We start from the raw sequence: 24,684 nt of genomic DNA, 5'->3' as shown, positions 1-24,684 counted from the left end.
CTAACCGCCGAGGCACCCCGGACCGAGCAGCTCCTTGAGGTCACCCATCAGCGCCGGCGACGGCGTCACCCGCAGCGACTGATCCAGTTCCAGCGTGGTGATCCGATCGCCGCTGATGAGCCGGAGATGCACCTGGGAGGTTCCGGGGTGGCGGGCCAGCACTTGCTTGAGCGCACTGACCTTGTCGATGGTGCACTGCCGGGTGGGCAGGCTGACGGCCAGTGGCCGGTCCGTCTGGGCGCTGGAAAAGTCCGGCACCACAAGCTCATTGGCGATCAAGCTGGTGCGGTCATCGCGGATGGCCACCTTCGCATTGACCAGCACCACGGCGTCGTCGGCGATGTCGGCGCCGTAGTTGGAGTATGTGTGCGGAAAGAACATCACCTCGATACCGCCGGTGAGGTCCTCCAATTGCGCTGAGGCCCAGGGCATTCCGTTCTTGTTGACGCGACGGTTCACCGAGGCCAGGATGCCGCCGACGCGCACCTGGGTGTCGTTGGGAATGTCGCCGTCCAGGATCGCCGGAATGGCGGTGTCGACCTGGGTGGCGAGCAGGTGCGCGACCTTGTTGAGCGGGTGCCCGGACACGTACAGCCCCAGCATCTCGCGCTCTAAGGCGAGCTTGTGTTTGTCCTCCCACTCGTCGTCGGGCACCTTGATGGTGAACACCGCATCGCCGGCGCCCTCCCCGTCCGAGCCGCCGAATAGGTCGAACTGGCCCATCGCCTCGGCTTTCTTGGTGCCCAGCACGGAGTCCACCGCGTCGGTGTGCACCAGGAACAGCCCCTTGCGGGCGTGGCCGAGGGAATCGAACGCGCCCGCCTTGATCAGCGACTCGGTGACTTTCTTGTTGCACGCCGAGATGTCGATCTTGTTCAGGTAATCCGAGAAGTCGGTGAACTTGCCCTTGTCGCTGCGGGTGTTGATCAGCGAGCCGACGACGTTGGCACCGACATTGCGCACCGCGCCCAGCCCGAAGCGGATATCGGCGCCCACCGAGGCAAAGTTCACCAGAGATTCGTTAACGTCCGGCGGCAACACCGTAATGCCCAGCTTGCGGCAGTCGGCCAGGTACACGGCCGCCTTGTCCTTGTCATCGCCGACCGAGGTCAGCAGGCCGGCCATGTATTCGCCGGGATAGTTGGCCTTCAGGTAGGCCGTCCAGTAGGAGACCAGGCCGTAGCCGGCCGCGTGCGACTTGTTGAACGCATAACCGGCGAACGGAAGAATGGTGTCCCACAACGCTTTCACCGCACGCTCGGAGAAACCGTTGGCGGTCATGCCTTCGTAGAAGCCCTTGTACTCGGCTTCCAGCACTTCGAGTTTCTTCTTGCCCATCGCTTTGCGCAGCGCGTCGGCCTTGCCCATCGTGTAGGAGGCGACCTTCTGGGCGATGAACATGATCTGCTCTTGATAGACGATCAGCCCGTAGGTTTCGGCGAGGATTTCACGCAGCGGTTCTTCGAGCTCGGGATGGATCGGCTTGATCGGCTGGCGGTTGTTCTTGCGGTCGGCGTAGTCGTTGTGGGCGTTCATGCCCATCGGCCCTGGGCGGTACAGCGCCAGCACGGCGACGATGTCGTTGAACTCGGTGGGCTGCATGCGGCGCAGCAGATCGCGCATCGGCCCGCCGTCGAGCTGGAACACGCCCAGGGTGTCGCCGCGGCCCAGCAGCTCGTAGGTGGGGCCGTCGTCCAGGGGCACCGACTCCAGGTCGAGGTCAATTCCCTTGTTGGCCTTGATGTTCTCGATCGCATCGCCGATGATCGTCAGGTTGCGCAGGCCCAGGAAGTCCATCTTCAACAAACCGATGGCCTCGCACGACGGGTAGTCCCAGCCGGTGATGATGGCGCCGTCCTGCGGGCGTTTCCACAGCGGGATGGCCTCGGTCAGCGGCTCGCTGCTCATGATCACCGCGCACGCGTGCACGCCGGCGTTGCGGATCAGGCCCTCCAGGCCGCGGGCCGTCTGGTAGATGGTGCGCACGTCCGGGTCGGTTTCAATCAGGCTGCGGACCTCAGCCGCTTCCTTGAACCGCTCGTGGGCGGGATCGGTGATCCCGGACAGCGGAATGTCTTTGGCCATGATGGCCGGCGGCAGTGCCTTGGTGATCCGGTCGGCAATGGCGAACCCTGGCTGCCCGTAGTGGATTCGCGCCGAATCCTTCAGGGCCGCTTTGGTTTTGATGGTGCCGAAGGTGATGACCTGGGCGACGCGATCCTGGCCCCACTTTTCGGCGGCGTAGCGCACCATCTCACCGCGGCGACGGTCGTCGAAGTCGATGTCGATGTCGGGGGCCGACGGGCGCTCGGGGTTGAGGAAGCGCTCGAACAGCAGACCGTGTGGGATGGGGTCGATGTTGGTGATGCCCAGTGCGTAGGCGACCAGCGAACCCGCCGCCGACCCACGGCCCGGCCCGACGCGGATATCTATTGACCGCGCGTGGTTGATCAGATCGGCCACGATCAGGAAGTACGCCGGGAAACCCTTGTCGCAGATGACCTTGATCTCGTACTCGGCGCGGTCGAGATAGTCCTGGCCGGCACCGGCCGGAAACCGTCGCCGTAGCCCCGCCATCACCTCGTGGTGCAGCCAGGACGCCTGGTCGTGCCCCTCGGGCACCGGGAAGATCGGCATCCGGTCGCGCGGCGTCCACACGTCGGCGTAGGACTGCACCCGCTCGGCGATCAGCAGGGTCGAGTCGCACGCGCCGGGCACCTCGTCGTCCCAGATCTTGCGCATCTCGGCAGCGGACTTCAGGTAGTAGCCGTCGCCGTCGAACTTGAACCGGTTGGGATCCGACAGCGTCTTACCGGTCTGCACACACAACAGCGCCTCGTGGTTGTGCGCGGCGTCGCGGGTGACGTAGTGGCAGTCGTTGGTGGCCAGCGGCGGGATGTTCAGCTTGCGGCCGATCTCCAGCAGACCCTCGCGGACCCGCTGTTCGATGGACAGCCCGTGGTCCATGAGTTCGAGGAAGTAATTGTCGGCCCCGAAGATCTCGCGCCACTTGGCCGCCGACTCCAGCGCTTCGTCGACATGGCCCAGCCGCAGCCGGGTCTGCACCTCGCCGGACGGGCATCCGGTGGTAGCGATGATGCCCTCGGCGTGTTCGGCGACGAGTTCGGCGTCCATGCGTGACCACTTGCCGAGCTGGCCTTCGAAGGAGGCCAGCGAGGACAGCTTGAAGAGGTTGCGCAGGCCGGTCGCGTTCTCGGCCACCATCGTCAGGTGCGTGTACGAGCCGCTGCCGGAGACGTCGTCGGATTTCTGGCTGGGATCACCCCAGAGAATCCGGCGGGTATCGAAACGGGAAGCGGGCGCTATATAGGCCTCCACGCCGATGATCGGCTTGACCCCGGCCTTGGTCGCGGTGTTGTAGAACTCGCTGGCGCCGAACATGTTTCCGTGATCGGTCATCCCGATCGCGGGCATCTCCAGCCGCTCCACCTCGGCCAGCATCGGGGTGATCTTCGCGGCACCGTCGAGCATCGAATACTCGGTGTGGTTGTGCAGGTGCACGAAGGAGGACCCCGACGAAGAACCGTTCATAGGGACGCCAGTCTATGACCGAGCACCGACACAGGTTGGGCGTGTCGCGAAGTGTGTCTCGGCCGAATCTGGCCAGGGGGCCTTACAGGTTTTTGGACTCAGCTCCAGAACCGCGCACTCTCAGCGGGTTTCGCATCCACCATCCACCACTCGGCGATATTGCCGTCCGAGATTCGCAGCAGGTGGGCCGCCTAGTTGTGCGGTGACATCGGCAGCGAGCAACTGTTCCATCGCGTCGAGGTCAGCGGCTGAGAAAGCTTGAACGAACCGCTGGGCAACCGCGGTCGCTTGGTGCGAAGCCAATGGTCTCTACGCGTAGCGCTCGACGAACAACTTCAGCGACTTTTCCACGTCGCCCTTGACGGCACGTGCCGCGGCCGAACCGACGGGACCGAACAGCGCCCGCCCGCCCAGCTCGAGGCGCAAACCCATGGTGGACCCGTCTTCGTTCGCCGTCACGGTGACCGTCACGCCGTACTTCGCTCCGCCCTTGCCGTTGCCCGACATCGCCATCTCGTGCGGGGGGTCCCACTTGGTGACGGTCCAGGTCACCCTGTTGCGCAACCCCTTGGACCTTGCCACGCCGACGATTTCGGTTCCTTCGTTGATCTCGTCGGGCAGCTCACTGCGCCAGCCCTCGTGCATCACGAGCCATTCGCCCAACTCCGACAGGTCCGACACGTGGTCCCACATGTCCTGGGGGCTCATCGGTACGTCGGAGCTCATCTCAACGGAAGCCATTGGCTGAGCCTAACCGGCGGCGTCGCACAACAGCGATCTCTGGCCGGCGGCGAAGCCAAGCCGCCGGGTTACGCTCGGCGGCAAGCGTCAATTGGGGGTGGGTGTGGTCGAGGACTCGGCGGTCAGCCAACCAGCCGATGCTCGGGTGGGTTCGCTGTTCGGGCCCTATCGGCTCGTCCGGCTCTTGGGCAGCGGCGGATTCGGCGAGGTGTATGAAGCCGAAGACACCACCATGAACCGCACCGTGGCGCTGAAGTTGCTGGGCAGCACTTTTTCCCAGAACCCCGTGTTCCGCGAACGGCTATTCCGCGAGGCTCACACCGCCGGGCGGCTGCGCGAACCGCACGTGCTGCCCATCCACCGCTGCGGCGAGATCGACGGTCAGGTCTACATCGACATGCGCCTGGTGCGCGGCGTCGACCTTGAGACGGTGCTGCAACGCGAGGGCAGGCTGGAGCCGGCCCGGGCGGTGACCATCGTCCGCCAGGTCGCCGCGGCTCTGGATGCCGCCCACGCCGAGAGGGTGATTCATCGCGACGTCAAACCCGCCAACATCCTGGTCGCGGGCGACGACTTCGCGAGCCTGGTCGACTTCGGGCTGGCCAACGCGGCGGGCGACGCTCGGCTCACCAAGCCCGGCAGCGCCGTCGGCACCTTCGACTATGTCGCCCCGGAACGACTCACCAATGCCCCGGTGGATCACCGCTGCGACGTCTACGCGCTTGCCTGCGTGCTCTACGAATTCCTCACCGGCCAGCCGCCGTACGCCCAGCACCGCGATCTGCATGAGCTGATGAACGCGCACATCTCCGCGCCGATCCCGCTGCCCAGCCAGCAGCGGCCCGAAGTTCCGCCGGGATTCGACGAAGTCATCGCGCGCGGCCTGGCCAAAAACCCCGACGCCCGCTACCGCAGCGCCGGCGAACTGGCGGCCGCCGCCGAGCGCGCCCTGGGAGCCGGTCCGCCTCGGCAGCCGCAGTACGCGCCGATTACGGCACCCTGGCAGCATCCGCCGCACCCGCTCGGGCCCACTCAAGCGCCAACCCTGACTCCGCCCCTCCCCTACCTGCCCCCCCGACGGGCGAAATCCCGGCGCCGCACCGTGATCACCGTCACCGCGATCACTCTCGTCGCGGCCGTCGCGGCGGTCCTGGCGATCTGGGTGGTCCCGTGGCCCGGCTCAGCCCCGCATCCGGCGACGAGCAAGCCGCGCCCGTCGTCGACGACCCCCACCACACTGCCGTTCCCCGCGTTGACGGAGGCCCGCGGCGTAGCAGTGGACGCTGCCGGCACCGTCTACGCCGCCGAGCTGGGGGTGCAGGTCCCCGAAGGCCAGATCCTGAAACTGGTTCCGGGCCAAACGACCACAACCGAGCTCCCGTTCGGGGAGATCTACGCCTTCGGGGTGGCGGTGGACGGGGCAGGCAATGTGTACGCGGCAGACACTCACGCGCCCGGCGTGTGGAAGCTGGCGCCGGGTGCGCGGGGTCCCTCGCTGGTGCCGTTCGGCCATCTGGGCAATCCGGTCGGCGTGGCGGTGGGCAAGGACGGCAGCCTCTTCGTCGCCGACCAGGGGTCGAAGCAGGTGCTCAAGCTCGCCGCCGGCGCGACGAGCCCAACCCGGTTGATGCCTACCACTGCTTTGAGTTCGCCTGCGGCCGTGGCGGTGGACGACGACGGCGCTCTCTACATCGTCGACTCCGACGAGCGGCGGGTGCTGAAGTTATCCGCTGGAGCCGACACCCCCACCGAGTTGCCGTTCGCGGGACTCGATCGCCCCTATGGCGTCGCGGTGGACAAGGACAAGAACGTCTACGTCTCGGACCCCAACAAGCATCGGCTGTTGAAACTGCCCGCGGGCGCGACCACCGCCGGCGACTTAAATTTCCCCGGGCTCAACTACCCGTTCGGTGTGGCAGTCGACCAGGACGGCGACATCTTTGTCGTCGACTGCCAACGCGTCGACAAGTGCGCGACAGGCAAGGTGCTGGAATTGGGGGCGGCCTCGTGAACCAGTCGCCGGGATCCCGGGTCGGTACGCGGTTCGGGCCGTATCTGCTGTTGAAGCTGCTGGGCCGCGGCGGATTCGGCGAGGTTTACCAAGCCGAGGACACCACCATGAACCGCGTGGTGGCGTTGAAACTGCTGAGCAGCAGCTACTCGCACAACCCGGCGTTTCGGGAACGCTTGTTCAGGGAGGCCCACACCGCCGGCCGATTGCACGAACCACACGTGGTGCCCATCCACAGCTGCGGGGAGATCGACGGGCAGCTCTACATCGACATGCGCCTCATCGACGGCACCGACCTGCAGGGCGTGCTCGATCGCGGCGGGGCGCTGGACCCAGCCCGAGCGGTGAACATCGTGCGCCAAATCGCCGGGGCGCTGGACGCCGCCCACGCTCAGCAGGTGATTCACCGCGACGTCAAGCCGGCCAACATTCTGCTCGGCAATGACGACTTCGCCTGCCTGGTGGATTTCGGGTTGGCCAACGCCGCGACCGACACCAAGCTCACCAGCGAAGGCACGACCATCGGTTCGTTCGCGTACCTGGCGCCCGAACGACTCGCGTCCGGCCGGGTCACCCCCGGAGCCGACATCTACGCGTTGGCTTGTGTGCTGCACGAATGCCTGACCGGGTCGATGCCTTATCTCCGCGACGAGATACCCGCGCTGGTCGCCGCGCACTTGACCGCCCCGCCGCCGCGCCCCAGCCAGCAACGTCCCGGGGTTCCAGCGGGATTCGACGAGGTCATCGCGCGCGGCATGGCCAAGAACCCCGACCATCGGTTCCGCACGGCCGGCGAACTGGCCGCCGCAGCGCAGCGCGCCCTGAATACCGCTGTGCCGGAACGCATTTGGTCACCACAATTCGCGCGGACGGCACCAGCGCGTCCTGGCCGTTCCCGTCGGCGCGGCGCGTTTATCGCCGCCGTGGGTGCCGTGACAGCCGTCTTAGCGGGTATCGCCGTCATCGTCGCGATCGTCGGCCACCGGGCCCCCGCCCAACGGGCCACCAACACGAGCCGAGCACCGCAACCCACGTCCACCACATTGCCGGCGACACCGAGTGCCCTCCCGCCGCTCAAGGCGACCCCGCTGCCGGTGGTGGGCTCCGGGAGCCTCGGTGGTGTGGCGGTAGACAAGGACGGCAACGTCTATGTCCTCGACCCGCTGAACCCCAGGGTGCTGAAGTTGGCCGCCGGCGCATCGGCACCCAGCGAGATGCCGTTCCGCGGGCTCACCAAGCCCAAGCAGGTGACGGTCAACGCGGCCGGCGATGTGTTCGTGACCGACTGGAACCGTGCGGGAGCGGGCCGGGTGCTGAAACTGGCTGCGGGAGCCAGCGCACCCACCGAGCTGCCGTTCAGCGGCATTCTGCCCACCGGGGTCGCCGCCGACCCAGCCGGCAATGTGTACGTGGCCAGCCGCTACCAGGTACTGGAACTGGCCGTCGGCGCCGCCGACCCGAGCGTGCTGCCGTTCGGCAACGGCCTCTACGAAAGTGTTGCGGTGGACAACGCAGGTGCCGTCTATGCCGCCGACGCGGGCCGGGTGCTCAAACTGGCCCCGGGCGCGGCCTCCCCCACCCAGCTGCCGTTCGGCCAACTCGGCCGGGCCCAGTTCCTGGCGATCGACGCCGCCGGCAATGTCTACGTCGCCGACAATGCAGACCTCATGGGCCGGTTGGTGAAACTCCCGCTGGGCGCCGCCGCGTCGATTCCGCTGTTCGCACCGGAGCGCCAGGAGTTCGGCGGCATGGCGGTGGACGCCGCCGGCAATATCTATCTGACCGAGAACAATCGACTACTGAAGGTGGCTTCGCAGTGACGGCCGCGGGTCCCGGCGGACACACCACTCTCAAAGCGGTGCTGACCCAGGGTGGGCCGCTCGACGCGGCGCGCGCGGTGCACATCGTCGGCCAAATCGCCGCGGCGGTCGACGAGACCTACCGCAAGCGGGCGCCTCACCGCGAGGTCACCCTGGCCACCGTCCTGCTGTCCGCTAACGGCTACGCCCATCTGGCCGACGCCACCGGCCCCGGCTCCCCCGAACCGGCGATCGACGAGACGGCTTACCGCACCGACATCCGCGCGCTGGCCGCCGTACTTTACGAATGCTTGACCGGGTCGCCCCCCAATCGGCCGGAGGGCGCCGACGCACCACCGAGCCGGCAGCGACCAGGCATCCCGGTCGGCTTCGACCAGGTCATTGCCCGCGGACTGGCCGAAAATCCGGATACCTGCTTCCGCAGCGCCGGTGAGCTTGCCGCCGCCGCGCAAACAGCCCTGGCCAGCACACCGCACTACACCCCGAGCAACCGGCCGACCAGCCCGGACACCGCCACCCCCGACCGCGACGGGCCCACCCAAACAATTCGGCTGGCCCCCACCGCGCCGCCAGCTGGTATCAATCATGTTGCTCCCCAATGGCATCCGAGGGCAGCCCCGTTCCCGCCGGCCCCACGCTCGCAGACAGCCTCGAAACGGCCGCGATACATTGCGATCGCGATAGCCGTGGTCCTCACCGTCGGCGTGGTCGTCAGCGGCGCCGTCGTGATACCCCGACTCGTGGGGCAGACCAACACCACTACCGCCACCGCCGGGCCGGCTCGCCAATCCAGCCCGCCGACTCGATACACCTACACTTCCCAGCCCGTCGAGCTGCCATTCCCCGGCCTCAAGGTGCCGCAGAATGTGGCGGCCGACGGGGCCGGCAACGTGTACGTGCTGACCTCGATTCCCGATCCCGGCGATACGGGTCTGAGCTTCTCCACGGTGCGGCAGATCTTTCGGCTGGCCCCCGGTGCGGCGAGCGCGAGCACGCTCGACGTTCCCGGTGTCGATATCCGCATGGCCGAAGACCTGGCAGTCGATACCGTCGGCAAGCTTTACCTCAGCGACCACCGCAATGTATGGGAGTGGACGGTAGGTTCGGCCAGCCCGATCCGGCTGCCGTTCCGTGGATTCGTCACCGTCGATGCTGTCGCGGTGGACCCCGCCGGCATCGTGTACGCGGTCGGCGCCCTGTCCGGCACATATGACCTGCGGTATGGAGCCAAGAAGCTCGCCCCGGGAGACACTCGGTCGACTGATCTGCCGTTCACCGATCTCTATCTGCCGCGCGGGATAGCAGCCGACAAAGCCGGCAATGTCTACATCGGCGACAGCGTCAAGGGCAGTGCCAAAGGCCGGGTCCTCAAACTCGCCGCCGGTACCGCCACTCCCGCACCGCTGCCCTTCCCAGAACTCAAAGAACCCTCAGCTGTGGCAGTCGATACGGCCGGAAACCTTTTCGTAGCAGACACTTTCACCACTGGCGTGTTCGAGCTGCCGGTCGGCGCCACCAATCCGGTCACGGTGCCCGTCGGTGTGCGCGCCCGCGGTGTGACGTTTGACCCGGCGAACAATCTGTACGTCGTCTCAGCGACCACCCAAGACGAATCCGACCACGTGACCAAACCGGGCCAGGTACTCAAAGTGCCGCCCGACCGCTAGCGCGACCGGCCCCCGCTTCGTCAATGAGCGGTTTCACGGGTACGGTCCGAGCCATGAGTCTTGTTGCGGAAGGACTTTGGCTTTCCTCAGATGAACTACCCTCGGCGCGCGACTTCTTGACGTCTGCGGGTTTCGGTGGCGCCGCGGCGCTGGCCGCAGTGCTCATCCTGGCGCTGATCGCGATGTTCGCCGCCCGCCGCGCCACCAAGCGGCACCGGGCACTGATTGAGCAACAAGAGCGCCACCACCAAGAGCTTCGCGAAGACGAGCAGCGCGCCGCGGCAATTGCGCGATGCTGGCAGCGGCTGGTATGGGTGGTGGAAACCGCGGGGATGGAACCGGCGTCCAGCGAAAGTGCCACGCTGGGCCTGGGTCCCGAACTTGCCCTGGAACTGCTGCGCGGGCTGCTCCGCGACGCCGAGCAGCTCGGCGATGAAACGCTGGCCGCATCCGTGATGGTGTATCTCAATCAATTCTCTTTGGTGCTGGCACAGCAGGCCGGCTCACTTGCTGGCCTGACGGCCGCTCGGCCGGCACCGGAGGCGAATCTGGGCGAAGATTCGACTCAGGTGATCCCCACGCCGCCACCGCCGCCACCGGGGCCACCGTCACCGGGGCCATCGGCGCCACCGCCGCCACCGCCGCCACCGCCGCCAGCCGACGAACCCCCCGACGTCGCCGCGGTCAAGGGAAGGCGTTGGCGCGGGTGACCACCACACGCCAACACATCGAGGACCTCGATCCCGAGGCGTGGGCGGCTCTGGCCAAACGCGCCGCCGCGGTTGCGGTAGCCGCAGCCGACCGGCTCGAGAAACCCGCCCCCGCCGAGTTGCTCGCGGTCGCGGCGATGAGCGAGCCGGATCTGGTCGCACACCGCAACCGCACGGGGCCGGACCGTAAGCGGTTGTCGGCCGTAATGCGGCTGGTCGAGGCGGACCACTTGCGGGTATTGGCCGAGGGGCACGCCCGCGAGGCCCAACAGGGAAAGAAAGACGCCGAAGCCGCCGCGGCGCTGGCGCGCACGGAACTCCAACAAGCCGCACGAGATGCCACGACAGCCCACGAGCACGCCCGTGAGGTACAGGCGCAGGCGGCGCGGCGGGAAGCGGAGCGGTCCGCGGAGCGGGCAACCAGCCAGCGGGACTTCGAACAGTTGCGCACCGAGCTCGAACGGGTCCGTGCCGATGCTGCGGCCGAGGTCGCCGCGGCACGTGAGCAGGTCAACGCCGCCGAGGCGCGCGCCGAGGAGCGCACCCGAGAACGCACCTCCGAAAAAGCGACCGCTCGGCAGGCCTTCGAACAATTGCGCCTCGAGCTCGAACAGCTCCGTGCTGACACTGCCGCCGAGGTCGCCGCTGCAGGCGAACGGGTCAGCGCCGCCGAAGCGCGCGCCCAACAGCGAGCCGACGAGCGGGCGGCCGAGCGCGCGACCGCGCAGCAGGCGCTGGCCCGGCTGAGTGCTGAGCTGGAACAGGTCCGGGCCGACGCGGCGTCGGAGGTCGCCGCGGCGCGCGGGCAGGCCAGCGGTGAGATCGCGGCCGCCCACCAAGCTGCCGAGGCCGAGGTTTCGCGGACCCGCGCCGAAGTCGCCGAAGCCATCCAGGCCGTCGCGCAGGCGCGGGCTGAGGTCGAGCAGATCCGGGCGGCCACACAGGCCGACGGCTCGGCACTGCAACTGCTGGCCATTCCGATTCCACCCCTGGGCGCATCTGCCTATACGGGACGGATTGAGCATGCGGTTTCCGTGCTGCGGCAGATCGACTACGTGCTGGAAGCCGGTCTCGTCGAAGACTCCGGTGCCGATGCCGGGGCAGGGCGGCGCGTCGACGTCGAGCTGGTGCGCAACCTGCTGCGCACCGTGCAGGAGCAGGCCGGGGATCTATCCGAGGAGTTGCGCAACCTGCCGTCGTACTACAGCGCACAGTGGCAGGCCGAGGCCGCCAACACTTACGCCAACGCCGCCGCCAACGCGTACGGCGCTCTGCTGCAACGGATTGCCACGGTTACCGAGCAACTGCGCCACCAGGACGAAAACACCGACGTCGTCGAACTCGTCACCGCGATGCTCGACGAGCACCCCTGGCGCAGATACTGATCCCGGCCACACATCAGCGGCCGGGCCCACCCCGCAACTTGTTGCCGATCCGGATCCCGGGCAGGAGCAGGGTCCGTGGGATGTATCGGCCGCCGGTGCTCATGACCTTGGGCACCAAGCCGGGTACCACGGTGCGCTTACCGGCGAGCATCCCGCCGATCGCGGCCTCGGCGACTTCCTGCGGCGAGACCTGGGCGAGGGGAATGTTGAACCGCTCGGCGCTGGCGATCTCAGCCCATTCGGTGGGTACCGGACCGGGGCACAGCGCGGTCACCGAAACGCCCGTCCCGTGCAGCTCCTCCTGAACGGCTTCGGAGAAGGTCAGCACGAAGGCCTTGGTGGCCGAGTAGACCGCCATGTAGGGCATCGGCTGGAAGCCGGCGATAGAAGCGATGTTGAGCACCGCTCCGGCACCGCGCTCCACCATGCCAGGCAGCACCGCGTGGGTGAGTTCCATCAACGCCAGCGCATTGAGGGTCACTTCCTCGCTTTCCCGTTCGAACGGCAACTCGTAGAAGACCCCGCTGGTGCCGAAACCCGCACTGTTGCACAGGCCCCCGATCGGGTCGCTGCGCAGCCGATCGGCCAGCTGGGCCCGGGATTGGGCGTCGGACAGGTCGAGGGGCAGCACCTCGACGCCGACGTCGTACTCGTCGCCCAGTTGGTCGGCGAGCTCGTCGAGACGTTCGCGGCGCCGCGCGACCAGCATCAGCGGAAAGCCGCGACCGGCCAGGCCTTTGGCCAGTTCGACACCGATGCCGGACGAGGCGCCGGTGATGACGACGGTGGACTCTGTGCTCGGTTTCGGCAGACTCATGACGTCACCAATGTATCCCTCGGGTCGCCTGCAGGAAGGTTTCGCTGCGCTTGTCGAGACCTGATGTGTCGCTTGCGGATTCGCTGCCCTTGGCCGCGGCGGAGTCCTGGAACATGCCGAAGGCGCGGTTACGCACCCGGTCCATCACTGCCGGGTTCACCGCGTCGGCCACCGCGGCGAACTGACCGAACGGCGAGCTGGACCGCCGCGGCCGGTGCACGATCGCGTCGGTGATCACGCCGGCGGCCTGATCCGGTGTCAGTGCCGGGAACTTGTCGTACATGGTGGTTGGGCTGATCATCGGGGTCCGTACCAGCGCCATGTGCACGGTGGTGAAGCGGATGTTCTCGTTGACGACTTCGGCCTGCAGCGCGTCGCACAGGCTGTCCAGCGCGGCCTTGCTTGCGATGTAAGCGCCGAAGCGGGGGGCGCGCGTCTGCACGCCGACCGACGAGACGTTGATGATCTGGCCGTAGCCGCGTTCGCGCATCCCGGGAATGAACTTGAGGATGAGCTGAACCGCGCCCAGGTAGTTCAGCTGCATGGTCCGCTGGTAGTCGTGGATGCGGTCGTAGGACAGTTCCAGGGATCGCCGAATCGACCGCCCCGCGTTGTTGATCAGGATGTCGACGCCGCCCAGGTCGGCGAGCACCTTGTCGGCCATCGCTGCGATCGCGTCCATGTCGGACAGGTCGCACGGGTAGACGTGGGCGTCTCCGCCGTTGCCGCGGATGTCGTCGGCAACTTTTTCCAGGTTCTCCAGCGTCCGCGCGACCAGCGCCACCGTGCCGCCGGCTTCGGCGATCTTGTGTGCGGCCGCCTCGCCGATGCCCGAGGACCCGCCGGTGATGAGGATGGTTCTGCCCTCGACGGCGTCGTTGAGTTTGCGGCCCTGTACCGCATCGAGCAGGTTGCGCAGATAAAACGGGCGATATCGCCCAGCCGAATTCGGCGTGTTGATGATGTTGGACACCGTTGCGAACGGTTTTTCCACGAGGTTCGTCAGGTCACCGAGATTCATCGATTGTCGCTCCTGATAGCAAGGATGTGACACGGGTCATACGGCCAACCTAGGGCATCCGCCGCCGTGGGGGTGCACAGGGGGGCGTCGACGCCGGACGTGAACCCCGTCACACCGCAATCAGCTTGTTACGTAAGGCAATCCGGGCGTGATCGGTGCCTAACTGTCGCGCAACCTGGCCATGGTTGCCTGACGCGATGGGACTACTCTCACGCTTGCGCAAACGCGCGCCGGTCAGCATCTACGACAAAATCGGTGGCCACGAGGCGATCGAGGTCGTCGTCGAGGACTTCTATGTCCGCGTGCTGGCCGACGATCAATTGTCGGGGTTCTTCGCCGGAACGAACATGAGCCGGCTGAAAGGCAAACAGGCGGAGTTCTTTGCGGCCGCCCTCGGCGGACCGGAGCCCTACACCGGCGCGCCGATGAAGCAGGTGCATCAGGGACGCGGAATCACCATGCACCACTTCAGCCTGGTCGCCGGACATCTGGGCGACGCGCTGAGCGCGGCCGGAGTTCCGTCGGCGACGGTGACCGAGATTCTCGGTCTCATCGCCCCGTTGGCCGCCGACGTCGCATCCGGAGAGACCAGCACGGCCAAGGTCTGAGCGCCCGGCCAATTCCGCCCGTTGTGGGCGTGTCGCGTTCCGCCTGCCAATGGCAACCGGTAGTCAGCACATATGAGACTGATCGCCGTGCTCGTGGCAGCCCTGGTTTTGAGTGCCTGCAGTTCGAAAGCGACGCCGCCGGCGTCCAGTTCGCCTTCCAGCGGATCACCGGCTGCAGCCCCGGCGGCCCCGGTTGCCGGGACGTCGCTCGACTGCGCCAAGCCGGCCAACGCCGCCCAGCAGCTGGTGTGCACCGACCCGAAGTTGACCGATCTCGACCACCGGTTGCAGGCGGCCTACACCCAGGCACTGGAGCGTCCGGGTGCGGACAAGGCGGCGCTGACTGCCGCGGAAAACAATTGGGCCGCAACTCGTGACCAGTGCGCGCAGAACCCCGACCTGTCCACCTGCGTGCTGCAGGCCTACCAGACGCGACTGGTCCAATTGGCCATCGCCGATCCCGCCACGTCGACACCCCAGGTGATCACCTATCGCTGCCCGGCCGACAAAGGCCCCCTGACCGCGCAGTTCTATAACCAGTTCGACCCCAAAGCGGCGGTACTGAATTGGAAAGGCGACCAGTACATCTTGTTCGTGGAAATGTCCGGCAGCGGCGCCCGGTACGGCCGCCAGGGCATCGAATACTGGGAGCACCAGGGTGAGGTGCGCCTGGACTTCAACGGCGACAAGTTCGTCTGTCAAACACCCTGAGCGCCATCAGGTTTCGTCGTCGCCAAGGGCGGCCAAGCGCCGGTTGAGATATCTGGCGACCCCGGCGTCCACGGTGAGGGCGATGGCCCTGCGGTAGGCGTCGGCCGCGGGCCGGCCGGCTTCGGCCAGCAGATGCGCACGGACACTCCACGCGGGCTGGAACTCTCCGACCGCCGGGTCGGTAATCGCGTCGAGGGCACGCAAGCCTGCCTCCGGTCCGTCCAGCTCGCTGTCCACGACGGCCAGCGAAACCATTGCACCCAACGACGGCGCGACACGCAGTAGCGCCCGGTGCAGCTTGCCTAGCGCCACCCAGTCGACCTGGCCGCCTGCCGCGCGGGCGCAGTGCGTCGATTGGATCGCCGCCTCGTACTGATAGCGGCCCGGCCGGCCGAGGCGGTGGGCGCGATGCAGTAGCGCCTCCCCGCGCGCGATCAGCGCCGCATCCCACAGCCTGCTGTCCTGTTGGTCCAGCGGGACGAATTCGCCGCTGCCGGTGCGCCGCGCCGATCTGCGGGACTCGGCCAGGCATACCAGCGCGGCCAGGCCCAGCGCTTCGGGCTCGTCGGGCAGCAATTCGGCCAGGACCAGCGCCAGGTGCAGCGCCTCGGCCGTCAACGACTCGATGGGCGCGCCCGCCGGCTCGAGCTGCCAATCGATCGCCCAGGCACCGTAGACGGCCTCCAGCACCGCCGGCAGCCGCTCGTCGAGATCGGCCCGGTCCGGGACGACGAACGGAATACGGGCGTCGCGGATCCGTCGTTTCGCGCGGACCAGCCGTTGTGCCATCGTCGCGGCCGGCACCGAGAACGCGCGCGCGATCGCGGCGGCCTCGATGCCGAGCACCGTCTGCAACATCAGCGGCGTTCGGCAGCTGGCGGCGATCGCGGGGTGCGCGCACACCAGCATCAGCTCGAGACGGCGATCGGGAATAGCGTCGGGGTCGCGCCATTCTTCCTCGAAAGTGGTTGCGGCGCTCTCTGTTTCGGGCAGCGGGCCGGTCATTCGGTACGCATGCGACTTCCAGCGGTCGCGCAACCGGTTGCGCGCCACGGTGAGTATCCACGCTTCCGGGTTTACCGGGACCCCTTGGCTGGGCCACCCGATGAGGGCGCGCTCGATTGCGTCGGCGATGGCGTCCTCGGCCGCCGCGATGTCGCCGGTCGGTGCGGCCAGCAGCGCCAGCAACCGGCCGTACGATTCGCTAACCACCGCGGCCACCCGGGCCGCCACCTCACTCAGGCTGGTACCAACCTTTGCCACTGGCGTAAGTGACTGCGACGGGCCGTATTTCGATCGAACCCCACGCGGCGGCCGGGCAGCGTTCGGCCCAGGACAGCGCGGCGTCGAGGTCTGGCACGTCGACGACGAAGACCCCACCGAGGCGTTCCTTCGTGTCGGCGAACGGGCCGTCCTGAATCCGCGGGGTACCCTCGCGCGCGGTGAAGGTGGTGGAGGCGTGCGCCGATTGCAGCACCTGGGTGCCTACCAGAACACCGGCGGCATCCAAGTCGTCGGCGTACTTGGCGAACGCCGCTCGCGCGGGCGCCATGTCTTCGTCGGTCAGCCCGATCTCGCCGCCCTCCTGATAGTGCATGAGCAGGCAATATTGCATGATGTGTCCCCTTTCGATACCGAGTCGATGGTGTCACCCGTATGACGATTGACCCGGCCTCCGATCGACAAGTGAGAGCGCCCACCAGAAATTCCTGCGGCCATCACACGTCCGGGTAAGAATGCACGTCATGGGCCGCTCATTCGAGTTTCTGGTGGCGGAGGCCCTCGCGGCACCAGTCGAGGGCTGGGATTTCTCCTGGCTCGATGGGCGTGCGACCGAGGAACGACCATCTTGGGGCTACCAACGGCTGATGAGCCAACGTTTGGCCAGCGCCTCAGCTGCATTGGACATCCACACCGGTGGCGGGGAGGTGCTGGCGGGTGCGGAGAAGTTCCCGCCGACGATGGCGGCCACCGAATCGTGGCCGCCGAACGCGGCGCTGGCCACCAAGCGATTGCATCCGCGCGGAGTGGTGGTTGTCGCGACGCGCGAGGAGCCGCCGCTGCCGTTCGCCGACGAGTCGTTCGACCTGGTGACCAGTCGGCACCCGATCACCGTGTGGTGGAGCGAGATTGCCCGGCTGCTGCGCCCGGGCGGTGTCTACTTCGCACAGCATGCCGGACCGGCGACGGTGTGCGAACTGATCACGCACGTGATCGGCCCCCAGCCCCAAGCGTGGTCCCAGCTCGAGCCGGCCGCCCAGCGGGCCCAGGCACATGCGGCCGGGCTGGAGATCGTGGACATGCGCATGGAGCGGCTCAGAGCTGAGTTCTTCGACATCGGCGCCATCATCTATTTCCTGCGCAAGCTCATCTGGACGGTACCGGACTTAACCGTCGAGCCCTACTACGAGCGGTTGCGCGAATTGCATGAACGCATCGAGGCCGAGGGGCGCTTCGTCACCCACCCGACGCGGGTTCTCGTCGAAGCGCGCAAACCGCACCGGGACTTCGATTGAGCAACCCGGTCACCCTTCGTCCCGTAACACGTCGAGCGCGCGCTGCAGATCGGGTGGGTACGGGCTGACGATCTCGATCCGCCGGCCATCCGCCGGATGGGCGAATGCCAGTGAACGCGCGTGCAGCCATTGGCGTTCCAGCCCAAGCTTTTTCGCCAGCGTCGGGTCGGCTCCGTAGACGAGGTCGCCACAGCAGGGATGGTGCAGGGCGGCGAAATGCACCCGAATCTGGTGCGTGCGACCGGTTTCCAGGTGCACGTCGAGAAGGCTGGCGGCGACGAAGGCCTCCAGGGTGTCGTAGTGGGTGAGGCTGTGTCGGCCGTTCTTGGTGACCGCGAACTTCCACTCATTGCCAGGGTGCCGGCCGATCGGCGCATCGATCGTGCCGCTGGACGGGTCCGGATGTCCTTGCACCAGCGCGTGGTACCGCTTGTCCACCGTGCGCTGTTTGAATGCCCGTTTGAGCACGGTGTATGCCCGCTCCGATATCGCCACCACCATCACGCCCGAGGTGCCGACGTCGAGGCGATGCACGATGCCCTGACGCTCGTGCACACCCGATGTGGTGATCCGGTATCCGGCGGCTGCCAAGCCGCCGAGGACGGTGGGGCCGGTCCAGCCCACCGAGGCGTGTGCCGCGACCGCCGCGGGTTTGTCCACGGCGACGATGTCGGCATCGGAATACAGAATCGTCATGCCCTCGATTTCGACGGGCGTGTTCTCCAGCGGGGCTGGCGCCTCGGGCAGCCGCACCTGCAGCCAGGCGCCGGACGTCAGGCGGTCGGATTTTCCTGCCTGTACTCCGTCCAGCTCGACGCCGCCGTCTTCGGCCAGCGCGGCTGCGGCGGTGCGGGACAGCCCCAGCAACCGGGCCAGGCCAGCGTCAACACGCATGCCCGCCAATCCTTCTGGAACCGGCATCGAACGATGGGGCATCAGCGTTGATCGGCTTTGCGGCCACCGGTTGCGCCTTCGGCTTTCCGCCGGCCCACGGTGTCGAAGTCGTAGCCGAAGATCGACAGGACCACAAGCAGGATCGCACCGCCTACCACCGACGGATCGGCGACATTGAACACCGGCCACCAGCCGACCGACAGAAAATCCACGACATGACCTCGCAGGGGCCCGGGCGCCCGGAAGAAGCGGTCCACCAGGTTGCCCATGGCGCCGCCCAGGATCATCCCGAGACCCAAAGCCCACCAAGGCGACACGAGCCGGCGTCCCATCCAGAAGATGCCAACCACCACTCCCGTCGCGATCAGTGTCAACACCCAGGTGTAGCCGGTGGCCATCGAAAATGCGGCCCCCGAGTTGCGCACCAAAGTCCAGGTGACGGTGTCGCCGATGATCGACACCGGCTGTCCGGGGGGCAGCAGTTTGACGGCCAGTACCTTAGTGACGATGTCGAGGACCAGAACGACCGCCGCGACCGACAACAGCAGGCGTAGCCGCCGCGGCGGTGCAGGAGCTTCTGGTTCGCCAGCGTCCCCGGTCCCCTTGGCTGAGGTCAGCGGATCCCCCGATCCGGTTGGTTCGTCACGCACTCTCCCATCATCCCCCAAACCCACCCTGGTCCCCGCACGCGGATGGGCGTCCCGCGCATGCGAGATGATGCCCTGATGGGCCGGCTGACCGTCATCGCCACCGGAGGGACGATATCGACCAGCACCGGCACGGACGGGGTACGCCGCCCCGCCCGCAGCGGTGTGGAACTGACATCCGGATTGGACGTGGATGTCGTGGATTTGATGTCCATCGACAGCTCGCAGCTGATACCGGCCGACTGGGATCGGATCCGCACCGCGATACAGGCTGCAATCGATGCTGATGCCGACGGCATCGTCGTCCTGCACGGCACGGACACAATGGAAGAAAGCGCGCTCTGGCTGGAGCTCACCTATTCGGGGAACGTACCGGTCGTACTGACCGGCGCAATGCGCAGCGCCGACGCCCCCGACGCCGACGGTCCGGGCAATCTGCGTCATGCGCTGGCGGTGGCGGCCAGCCCGCAGGCGCGCGACCTCGGCGTGTTGGTGTGTTTCGCGGGCCGCGTGTTGCAGCCGCTGGGCCTGCGCAAGGCGGTTACCGATGACCTGAGCGGGTTCTGCGGACAGCTGCTGGGCACCATCGACACGCAGTTAACCCTGACCGGCACTAAAACCCGGCCACATGCTGGCAACCTCAGCGCCGTAGCCGATGCGCCCCGCGTTGACATTGTCGCCGCGTATTTGGGCAGTGACTCGGTAGCGCTGGACGCGTATGTGGCTGCCGGGGCGCGTGCGGTGGTGTTGGAGGCACTGGGCTCCGGCAACGCCGGACGCGCGGTGATCGACGGAGTGCGCCGGCATTGCCGCGACGGGATCGTGGTTGCAGTGTCCACCCGCGTCGCCGGTGGGCGGGTCGGTGCGAATTACGGTCCCGGGCATGAGCTGGTTGAGGCCGGCGCAGTGATGGCGCCGCGGCTAGCACCGCCGCAAGTCCGGGTGCTGTTGATGGCGGCGCTGGCGGCCGAGCTACCGGTCGCCGACGTCGTCGGCCGCTGGGGGTGAACTCGACTCCTCGACCCTCAGTTCACCGACATAGGTGGGCCAGTCCAGGCTGTCCACCGGGTTGGCGCTGGTGACGTCGTCGGTGTCGATGGGGAAGGTGCGGGCCGGGCCCGGGCCCGTGGCACGAGTCTCGAACCGGATGGTGACCACACCGTGGCCCGCGCCCTGCACCCAGCCATGCCCGAACTCGCGGTGCGCGACGTCATCGCCGATCCGCCACGGCGCGGTGCCCGGGCCGGCCAGCTGCGCGGCGCGCATCGACTCGAAATCCTGATGGGCTTCCTCCGAGGTCTCCGGCGAAAAATCCAGATCCGGAAACAGCGACTCTTGGCGCACGTCGCTCAACCCCGAAAACCCAACGCCCAGCAGCCGAATCGGGCCGATCTGCAGCGGATCGAGCAGCAGCCGCCGGGCCACCACAAGCAGCGCTCCCGCCTCGGTCGTCGCATAAGGCAGCGTCGCGGAGCGGGTCAGCGTGCTCATGTCGGACTTCTTCAACTTCACCGTGACGGTCCGTGCGCCGCGGCCGTCGCGCAGTAGGCGTTGATGGGCGTGCTCGGCGATCGGCTCGATCGCCTCCTGCAGCTGGTCCAGGCTGGTCAGATCGACCGCGAAGGTGGATTCAGCGCTGATCTGTTTGGCTTCGGCCCGCTCGGTGACCGGGCGGTCGTCAATGCCGCCGGCCAGCCGATGCAGCGCGGGACCAATCGAGGCGCCGAGGATGTTGGCCGCTTCGGCGTCGGTCAGTGCGGCCAGTTCTCCGATCGTCTCGATACCGAGTCGATGTAGCTTCTCTTCGGCCACCGGGCCAATACCCCATAGCCGCCGCACCGGCAATCCGCCGAGCAACGGCTGTTCTTCGGCCCGCCGGACCACCCGAATTCCGTCGGGTTTGGCCAGGCCAGAGGCGATCTTGGCGATCTGCTTCCCCGAGCCCGCGCCCACCGAGGCGATCAGACCCGTCTCGTCGCGCACCCGGCGTCGCAGCTCCTCGCAGAACGTCTCGACATCCTCGGCCGACGCCCCGGCCAGTTGTTGCGGCTCGCCGAAGGCCTCGTCAAAAGACAGTTGCTCGACGACGGGAACCAGGCCGCGCACCGTGTCGAAGACGCGCCGGCTCGCCAACCCGTACACCACCCCGCGCGGCGGCAGCACCACTGCCGTCACGCCGATCAGCCGACGGGCCTGATGCATCGGCATCGCGGAGCGCGCGCCGAATACCCGCGCCTCATAGCTGGCCCCGGCCACCACGCCGCGGCCCCCCAAGCCGCCGACCAGTACCGGCCGGCCGCGCAGGGTGGGTCGGGTCAGTTGTTCGACGGATGCGAAGAACGCGTCCATGTCCAGGTGCAGCACCCAACGGGACTCCACGATTGCCGATGCTATTTCTCCTGGACGGGCTAACGTGCTTCCGTATGGCGATGAACTTGTGTCACAGGTTGTGCTGCAGCTCGAATCGCTGGGCGCGGGAAGTGGAAGAGCGCGTGTTGCCCTGGGCGCTCGCTGGCGTAGAACTGGGCGACAACACTCTGGAGATCGGACCGGGATACGGCGCGTTTCTGCGAATGCTGGTGAACAAGACAGCAAAGCTCACCGCGGTCGAAATTGACGCCTCGATGGCGCAGCGGCTGCAGGACCAGTACGGAAACCGCGCGCACATCATCAACGGCGACGGGACCGATACCGGTTTGCCCGCCGATGAGTTCAGCTCGGTGATGTCTTTCACGATGCTGCACCACGTCCCTACCGCCGAACTGCAGAACCGGCTGTTCGACGAGGCCTTCCGGGTGCTTCGCCCCGGCGGGGTCTTTGCCGGCAGCGACGGCGTGCCGTCGGTGATGTTCAGAATTTTGCACTTCCGCGACACCTGCAACCCGGTGCCGCCGGAGCACATGCCGGATCGATTGCGCGCAGCGGGATTTCACGATATCGACGTACTAGTCGATGCCGGCACGCAACGCTGGCGTGCAGTCAAACCGGATTCGTGAAAATTCCCCCGCCGAAGTAGTCGAAGTAGTCGAAGTAGTCCTTGGCCTGGTGATTCCTTCGCTAGACTGCGGACCACCGAGACGCCCCAGCGCCGAAAATGAGAAGGAACGTGTCGCCGTCCCATACCGAGTCCACTGCAGTGGCCCGATTCGGTGGTGATCCCTCGGCTGAACTCCGCCGACAGGTCAAGACATGGACAGATAATCCCGCCTTGGCCGAGCTCGTCGACATGTTTGGCGGCAGCCTCCCGCAGGAACTCAACCTCAGCGCTCGACTGGCGTTTCTGGACGAGTTCAGTGCCGTGTGGGATTACCGGGGGCGGGCGCGGGCCCGCGGTGCCGGCCGGTTGCACAGCCAGGATGCCGCCGGCGCGGTCAGGTGGTTGATTCCCCGCCTGGAATTACCTGGCTCGCAGTTGGACAAGATCACTGTGCTGGCCGGCGAGCTAGGGCTCACCGGCGAATCAACCCCGGAAGCAACCGAGTTCGACCATCTCCTGGTGATCGGCGGGGGTCGGTATACGAACCTGCTCCGGGCCGGCTACGCGCGTGAAATGGCTACCGGCCGGCGTGTGGGCCACGTGGTGTTGGCCGCCGCCTCACGCCGCCTACTGGACTCCGAACAAGACGCGGTTGCCGCCTGTGCTCCCGGGGCACAGACGGAATTCGATCTCCTGGTGGCCGCGGCAGCCGACGCGTTCGGACTCGACACCCGGCGAGCCCGGGACCACCGCGCGCGCGAACGCGCCGACCGGCCCCAGCGCGACCGCACGGTCTGGGAATTCGCACCCGATACCAATGACCTTGGTGTGCCAATCACTTTGCTCGAAACACCGTCGCCAGACCCGGAGAATCGTCGGGCCAACTCCGGTGACACGTACACGTTTGCCGCGCAGACGGTTGGCATGCATCGATCTACGTGCTTGCTGGTGACGGGTCAGCCGGTGGTCCCCTACCTACACTTCGAGGCATTGCGAACTCTGGCGCTGCCCTTCGGAATTCGCGTGGAGTCAGCGGGCTTCGGGGTGGAGCGGTACAACAGGCTCAGTGAATTGGACCAGCAACATCCGGCGAAGCTCCTGCAGGAGGTGCGCTCGACGATCCGATCCGGCCGAGCCTTAGTTGAACAGCTCGCGGCCCCGCAGGTCATGCCTACGTCCGACGGATGACGCCGGGTTGGTCAGGCGGATATGGTGCACGGCGTTACCGGAGCATAACTGCCCAGCACAGGCCGTGGGCGTCCCTGCGGCGGCCACGGCTGCAGCCCGATGTTCGCCAGATAGCGCAACGGGCTGGTGTGCTTACCGCCGACATGAACCTCGAAATGCAGGTACCCGTCCATTGATTCGGTTTCACTGCCCAATGTGCCGATCCGCGCGCCGGCGGTTATCTGATCCTCGACTGTGATCCGTCGGTCTCCAGCGGATCTGAAGACGTAGACGGTATCGACATTGGCGTTGCAGACCGTGATCGACCGAAGCCCGGTGCTATCGTCGAGATCGGCTGCACGACAAACTATTCCGGAAGAAACGGCATAGATCGGGGTCCCCGGCGCGGCGGCGAAGTCGACACCGGGGTGGAAGCCACCCGCCTTGGGGCCGTAGGCAGAACCGAAAGCCAGCCGCTCCCGGTCGATGGGCAGCCGCGCGCCCGGCTCGGCCGGGTCAAAGTCACCGCGCACTCGCCGCCAATAGTCGGCCTTCAACAGATCAATCTCTTCGAGCGCGTAGCCGAACAACAGTGCCCGGTCGTAGGGGACTCCGAAGTTCAACTGACAGTTCGGATCTAACCTGCGGTAGTGCTCGACCTTAGCGATCCGTTCGGCAAGTGAAGCCCACCCGGTGTGGACCAACCGAATCTCATTCACCAGTTCAATCCGGCCGTGGTCGGTGATGTTGGCCGGCCAGTGCGGATTATGCAGCGCCTTGGAGCCTGCACGTAGGCCCGGGCGCCAGCGCCAGAACGGCCCGCGCACGGATTCCGCGCTTCCCATGACTGGGATCATGTCCGGGAAGTCCGGATCGTCCCAGCGCGGAATCATCGGGCACATCAGCGCGGCGACGTCCGGCGGCAGGCGCGACAGGACACCGCGAATATCGACGTCGGACTCGACCAGCTGATCCGAATCGATCATCAAAATCCAGTCCGGGCGGCAGAAATCAGCCATCCGGTACAGCAATTCCAACCCGACGGACTCAGGAATCAGCCACGGCGTCGGCGGTAGATCCGAACGGGCGCGAACGACGTTCGTCACCGCAGAATGTCGCCTCAGGATCTGGCTGGTGTTATCCGTACTGCGGTCGTCAATCACATAGATGTCGTTGCAACAGCCGGATAACGAATCCAACGCTGCAGGCAACGTGCGCTCTCCGTTGTGCACACGAAGCAGCGCCAGAACCCGCATCGCCCCTCCGCTACCAGGGCGGGCCTCTGTCCGCCACCGTAACCGTATCGAGTACGCAAGAACTCAGGTTCCACCCTATGGCGCTTCGCCGATACCCGACCCGGAATTCGGCCACCCAATAATGGCGAAACGGTTGCTCTTCTCAAACCACGAGAGGCACCATCCCGGTAATGGATTTAGACCG

General features: G+C 66.8%; 21 protein-coding genes. 11 read left to right on the top strand and 10 right to left on the bottom strand.

Annotated features, from left to right (window positions below; genetic code table 11):
* Both dnaE and BST12_RS06275 read right to left on the bottom strand, forming a co-directional pair.
* Positions 1-3,552 (bottom strand): DNA polymerase III subunit alpha, encoded by a 3,552-nt coding sequence (dnaE, locus tag BST12_RS06285; RefSeq protein ID WP_083112154.1) that lies wholly within the window; start codon positions 3,550-3,552, stop codon positions 1-3.
* A gap of 309 nt (positions 3,553-3,861) precedes the next feature.
* Positions 3,862-4,293 carry a type II toxin-antitoxin system Rv0910 family toxin gene (locus tag BST12_RS06275; RefSeq protein WP_083112153.1) on the bottom strand — a complete coding sequence of 144 codons (432 nt, stop codon included), beginning with the start codon at positions 4,291-4,293 and terminating at the stop codon, positions 3,862-3,864.
* A gap of 103 nt (positions 4,294-4,396) precedes the next feature.
* Here BST12_RS06275 and BST12_RS06270 point away from each other — a divergent pair, with 103 nt between their 5' ends.
* The 5 genes from BST12_RS06270 to BST12_RS06250 are packed head-to-tail and all read left to right on the top strand — an operon-like array spanning position 4,397 to position 11,886.
* Positions 4,397-6,304 carry a serine/threonine-protein kinase PknD gene (locus tag BST12_RS06270; protein WP_083112374.1) on the top strand — a complete coding sequence of 636 codons (1,908 nt, stop codon included), beginning with the start codon at positions 4,397-4,399 and terminating at the stop codon, positions 6,302-6,304.
* Positions 6,301-8,124, top strand: coding sequence for a serine/threonine-protein kinase (locus BST12_RS34175; protein ID WP_083112152.1), 1,824 nt, complete (start codon positions 6,301-6,303; stop codon positions 8,122-8,124). Before BST12_RS06270 ends, BST12_RS34175 begins: the two co-directional genes overlap by 4 nt.
* On the top strand, positions 8,121-9,791 hold the full coding sequence (locus BST12_RS06260; protein ID WP_083112151.1) for a hypothetical protein: 1,671 nt from the start codon (positions 8,121-8,123) through the stop codon (positions 9,789-9,791). The genes BST12_RS34175 and BST12_RS06260 overlap by 4 nt, the downstream gene beginning before the upstream one ends.
* Positions 9,792-9,844: 53 nt before the next feature.
* The gene (locus tag BST12_RS32800; protein ID WP_211281221.1) at positions 9,845-10,501 is read left to right on the top strand and encodes a hypothetical protein; all 657 of its coding nucleotides are present in this window, start codon (positions 9,845-9,847) and stop codon (positions 10,499-10,501) included.
* Positions 10,498-11,886 (top strand): coiled-coil domain-containing protein, encoded by a 1,389-nt coding sequence (locus BST12_RS06250; RefSeq protein ID WP_083112149.1) that lies wholly within the window; start codon positions 10,498-10,500, stop codon positions 11,884-11,886. Before BST12_RS32800 ends, BST12_RS06250 begins: the two co-directional genes overlap by 4 nt.
* A 13-nt stretch (positions 11,887-11,899) precedes the next feature.
* Here BST12_RS06250 and BST12_RS06245 read toward each other — a convergent pair whose 3' ends face one another.
* Together BST12_RS06245 and BST12_RS06240 are read right to left on the bottom strand one after the other, a co-directional pair.
* The gene (locus BST12_RS06245; protein ID WP_083112148.1) at positions 11,900-12,703 is read right to left on the bottom strand and encodes an SDR family NAD(P)-dependent oxidoreductase; all 804 of its coding nucleotides are present in this window, start codon (positions 12,701-12,703) and stop codon (positions 11,900-11,902) included.
* Between the two features lie 4 nt (positions 12,704-12,707).
* Positions 12,708-13,724, bottom strand: a complete 1,017-nt coding sequence (locus BST12_RS06240) for an SDR family NAD(P)-dependent oxidoreductase (protein ID WP_083112147.1) — start codon at positions 13,722-13,724, stop codon at positions 12,708-12,710.
* Positions 13,725-13,921: 197 nt separating this feature from the next.
* Here BST12_RS06240 and BST12_RS06235 point away from each other — a divergent pair, with 197 nt between their 5' ends.
* Positions 13,922-14,332: a group I truncated hemoglobin gene (locus tag BST12_RS06235; RefSeq protein WP_083112146.1), complete on the top strand. Its 411-nt coding sequence runs from the start codon at positions 13,922-13,924 to the stop codon at positions 14,330-14,332.
* Positions 14,333-14,404: 72 nt separating this feature from the next.
* Positions 14,405-15,043 carry a lysozyme inhibitor LprI family protein gene (locus BST12_RS06230; protein ID WP_083112145.1) on the top strand — a complete coding sequence of 213 codons (639 nt, stop codon included), beginning with the start codon at positions 14,405-14,407 and terminating at the stop codon, positions 15,041-15,043.
* A gap of 6 nt (positions 15,044-15,049) precedes the next feature.
* On the opposite strand, the gene BST12_RS06225 is transcribed toward BST12_RS06230, so the two are convergent.
* Both BST12_RS06225 and BST12_RS06220 read right to left on the bottom strand, forming a co-directional pair.
* Complete coding sequence (locus BST12_RS06225; protein ID WP_083112373.1) at positions 15,050-16,231, bottom strand: RNA polymerase sigma factor; 1,182 nt, start codon at positions 16,229-16,231, stop codon at positions 15,050-15,052.
* A gap of 46 nt (positions 16,232-16,277) precedes the next feature.
* On the bottom strand, positions 16,278-16,658 hold the full coding sequence (locus tag BST12_RS06220) for a YciI family protein (protein ID WP_083112144.1): 381 nt from the start codon (positions 16,656-16,658) through the stop codon (positions 16,278-16,280).
* A gap of 130 nt (positions 16,659-16,788) precedes the next feature.
* On the opposite strand from BST12_RS06220, the gene BST12_RS06215 reads away from it, so the two are divergent.
* Positions 16,789-17,559 carry a class I SAM-dependent methyltransferase gene (locus BST12_RS06215; RefSeq protein ID WP_083112372.1) on the top strand — a complete coding sequence of 257 codons (771 nt, stop codon included), beginning with the start codon at positions 16,789-16,791 and terminating at the stop codon, positions 17,557-17,559.
* Positions 17,560-17,568: 9 nt separating this feature from the next.
* On the opposite strand, the gene BST12_RS06210 is transcribed toward BST12_RS06215, so the two are convergent.
* Both BST12_RS06210 and lspA read right to left on the bottom strand, forming a co-directional pair.
* Positions 17,569-18,495 carry an RluA family pseudouridine synthase gene (locus BST12_RS06210; RefSeq protein ID WP_083112143.1) on the bottom strand — a complete coding sequence of 309 codons (927 nt, stop codon included), beginning with the start codon at positions 18,493-18,495 and terminating at the stop codon, positions 17,569-17,571.
* Positions 18,495-19,103, bottom strand: a complete 609-nt coding sequence (gene lspA, locus BST12_RS06205; RefSeq protein WP_083112142.1) for a signal peptidase II — start codon at positions 19,101-19,103, stop codon at positions 18,495-18,497. Before lspA ends, BST12_RS06210 begins: the two co-directional genes overlap by 1 nt.
* A 75-nt stretch (positions 19,104-19,178) precedes the next feature.
* Between lspA and BST12_RS06200 the strand changes: the two genes are divergently transcribed.
* Positions 19,179-20,108, top strand: coding sequence for an asparaginase (locus tag BST12_RS06200; RefSeq protein ID WP_083112371.1), 930 nt, complete (start codon positions 19,179-19,181; stop codon positions 20,106-20,108).
* Here the strand turns inward: BST12_RS06200 and BST12_RS06195 are convergent.
* Positions 20,073-21,479 (bottom strand): DNA polymerase IV, encoded by a 1,407-nt coding sequence (locus BST12_RS06195; protein ID WP_083112141.1) that lies wholly within the window; start codon positions 21,477-21,479, stop codon positions 20,073-20,075. The two genes, BST12_RS06200 and BST12_RS06195, sit on opposite strands and share 36 nt — an antisense overlap.
* 44 nt (positions 21,480-21,523) lie before the next feature.
* Between BST12_RS06195 and BST12_RS06190 the strand changes: the two genes are divergently transcribed.
* Both BST12_RS06190 and BST12_RS06185 read left to right on the top strand, forming a co-directional pair.
* Entirely contained in the window at positions 21,524-22,096 is a 573-nt protein-coding gene (locus BST12_RS06190; protein ID WP_083112140.1) for a class I SAM-dependent methyltransferase, read from the top strand.
* A 98-nt stretch (positions 22,097-22,194) separates the two neighbouring features.
* The gene (locus tag BST12_RS06185; protein WP_139801514.1) at positions 22,195-23,265 is read left to right on the top strand and encodes a hypothetical protein; all 1,071 of its coding nucleotides are present in this window, start codon (positions 22,195-22,197) and stop codon (positions 23,263-23,265) included.
* Positions 23,266-23,276: 11 nt separating this feature from the next.
* Here the strand turns inward: BST12_RS06185 and BST12_RS06180 are convergent, their stop codons facing one another.
* Positions 23,277-24,500 (bottom strand): peptidoglycan DD-metalloendopeptidase family protein, encoded by a 1,224-nt coding sequence (locus BST12_RS06180; RefSeq protein WP_083112138.1) that lies wholly within the window; start codon positions 24,498-24,500, stop codon positions 23,277-23,279.
* Positions 24,501-24,684: the final 184 nt, after the last annotated feature.

The organism is Mycobacterium angelicum (assembly GCF_002086155.1).
GTDB lineage: Bacteria > Actinomycetota > Actinomycetes > Mycobacteriales > Mycobacteriaceae > Mycobacterium > Mycobacterium angelicum.
Note: the sequence above shows the minus strand (reverse complement) of the source record. Positions and strands in the feature narration are given on the sequence as shown.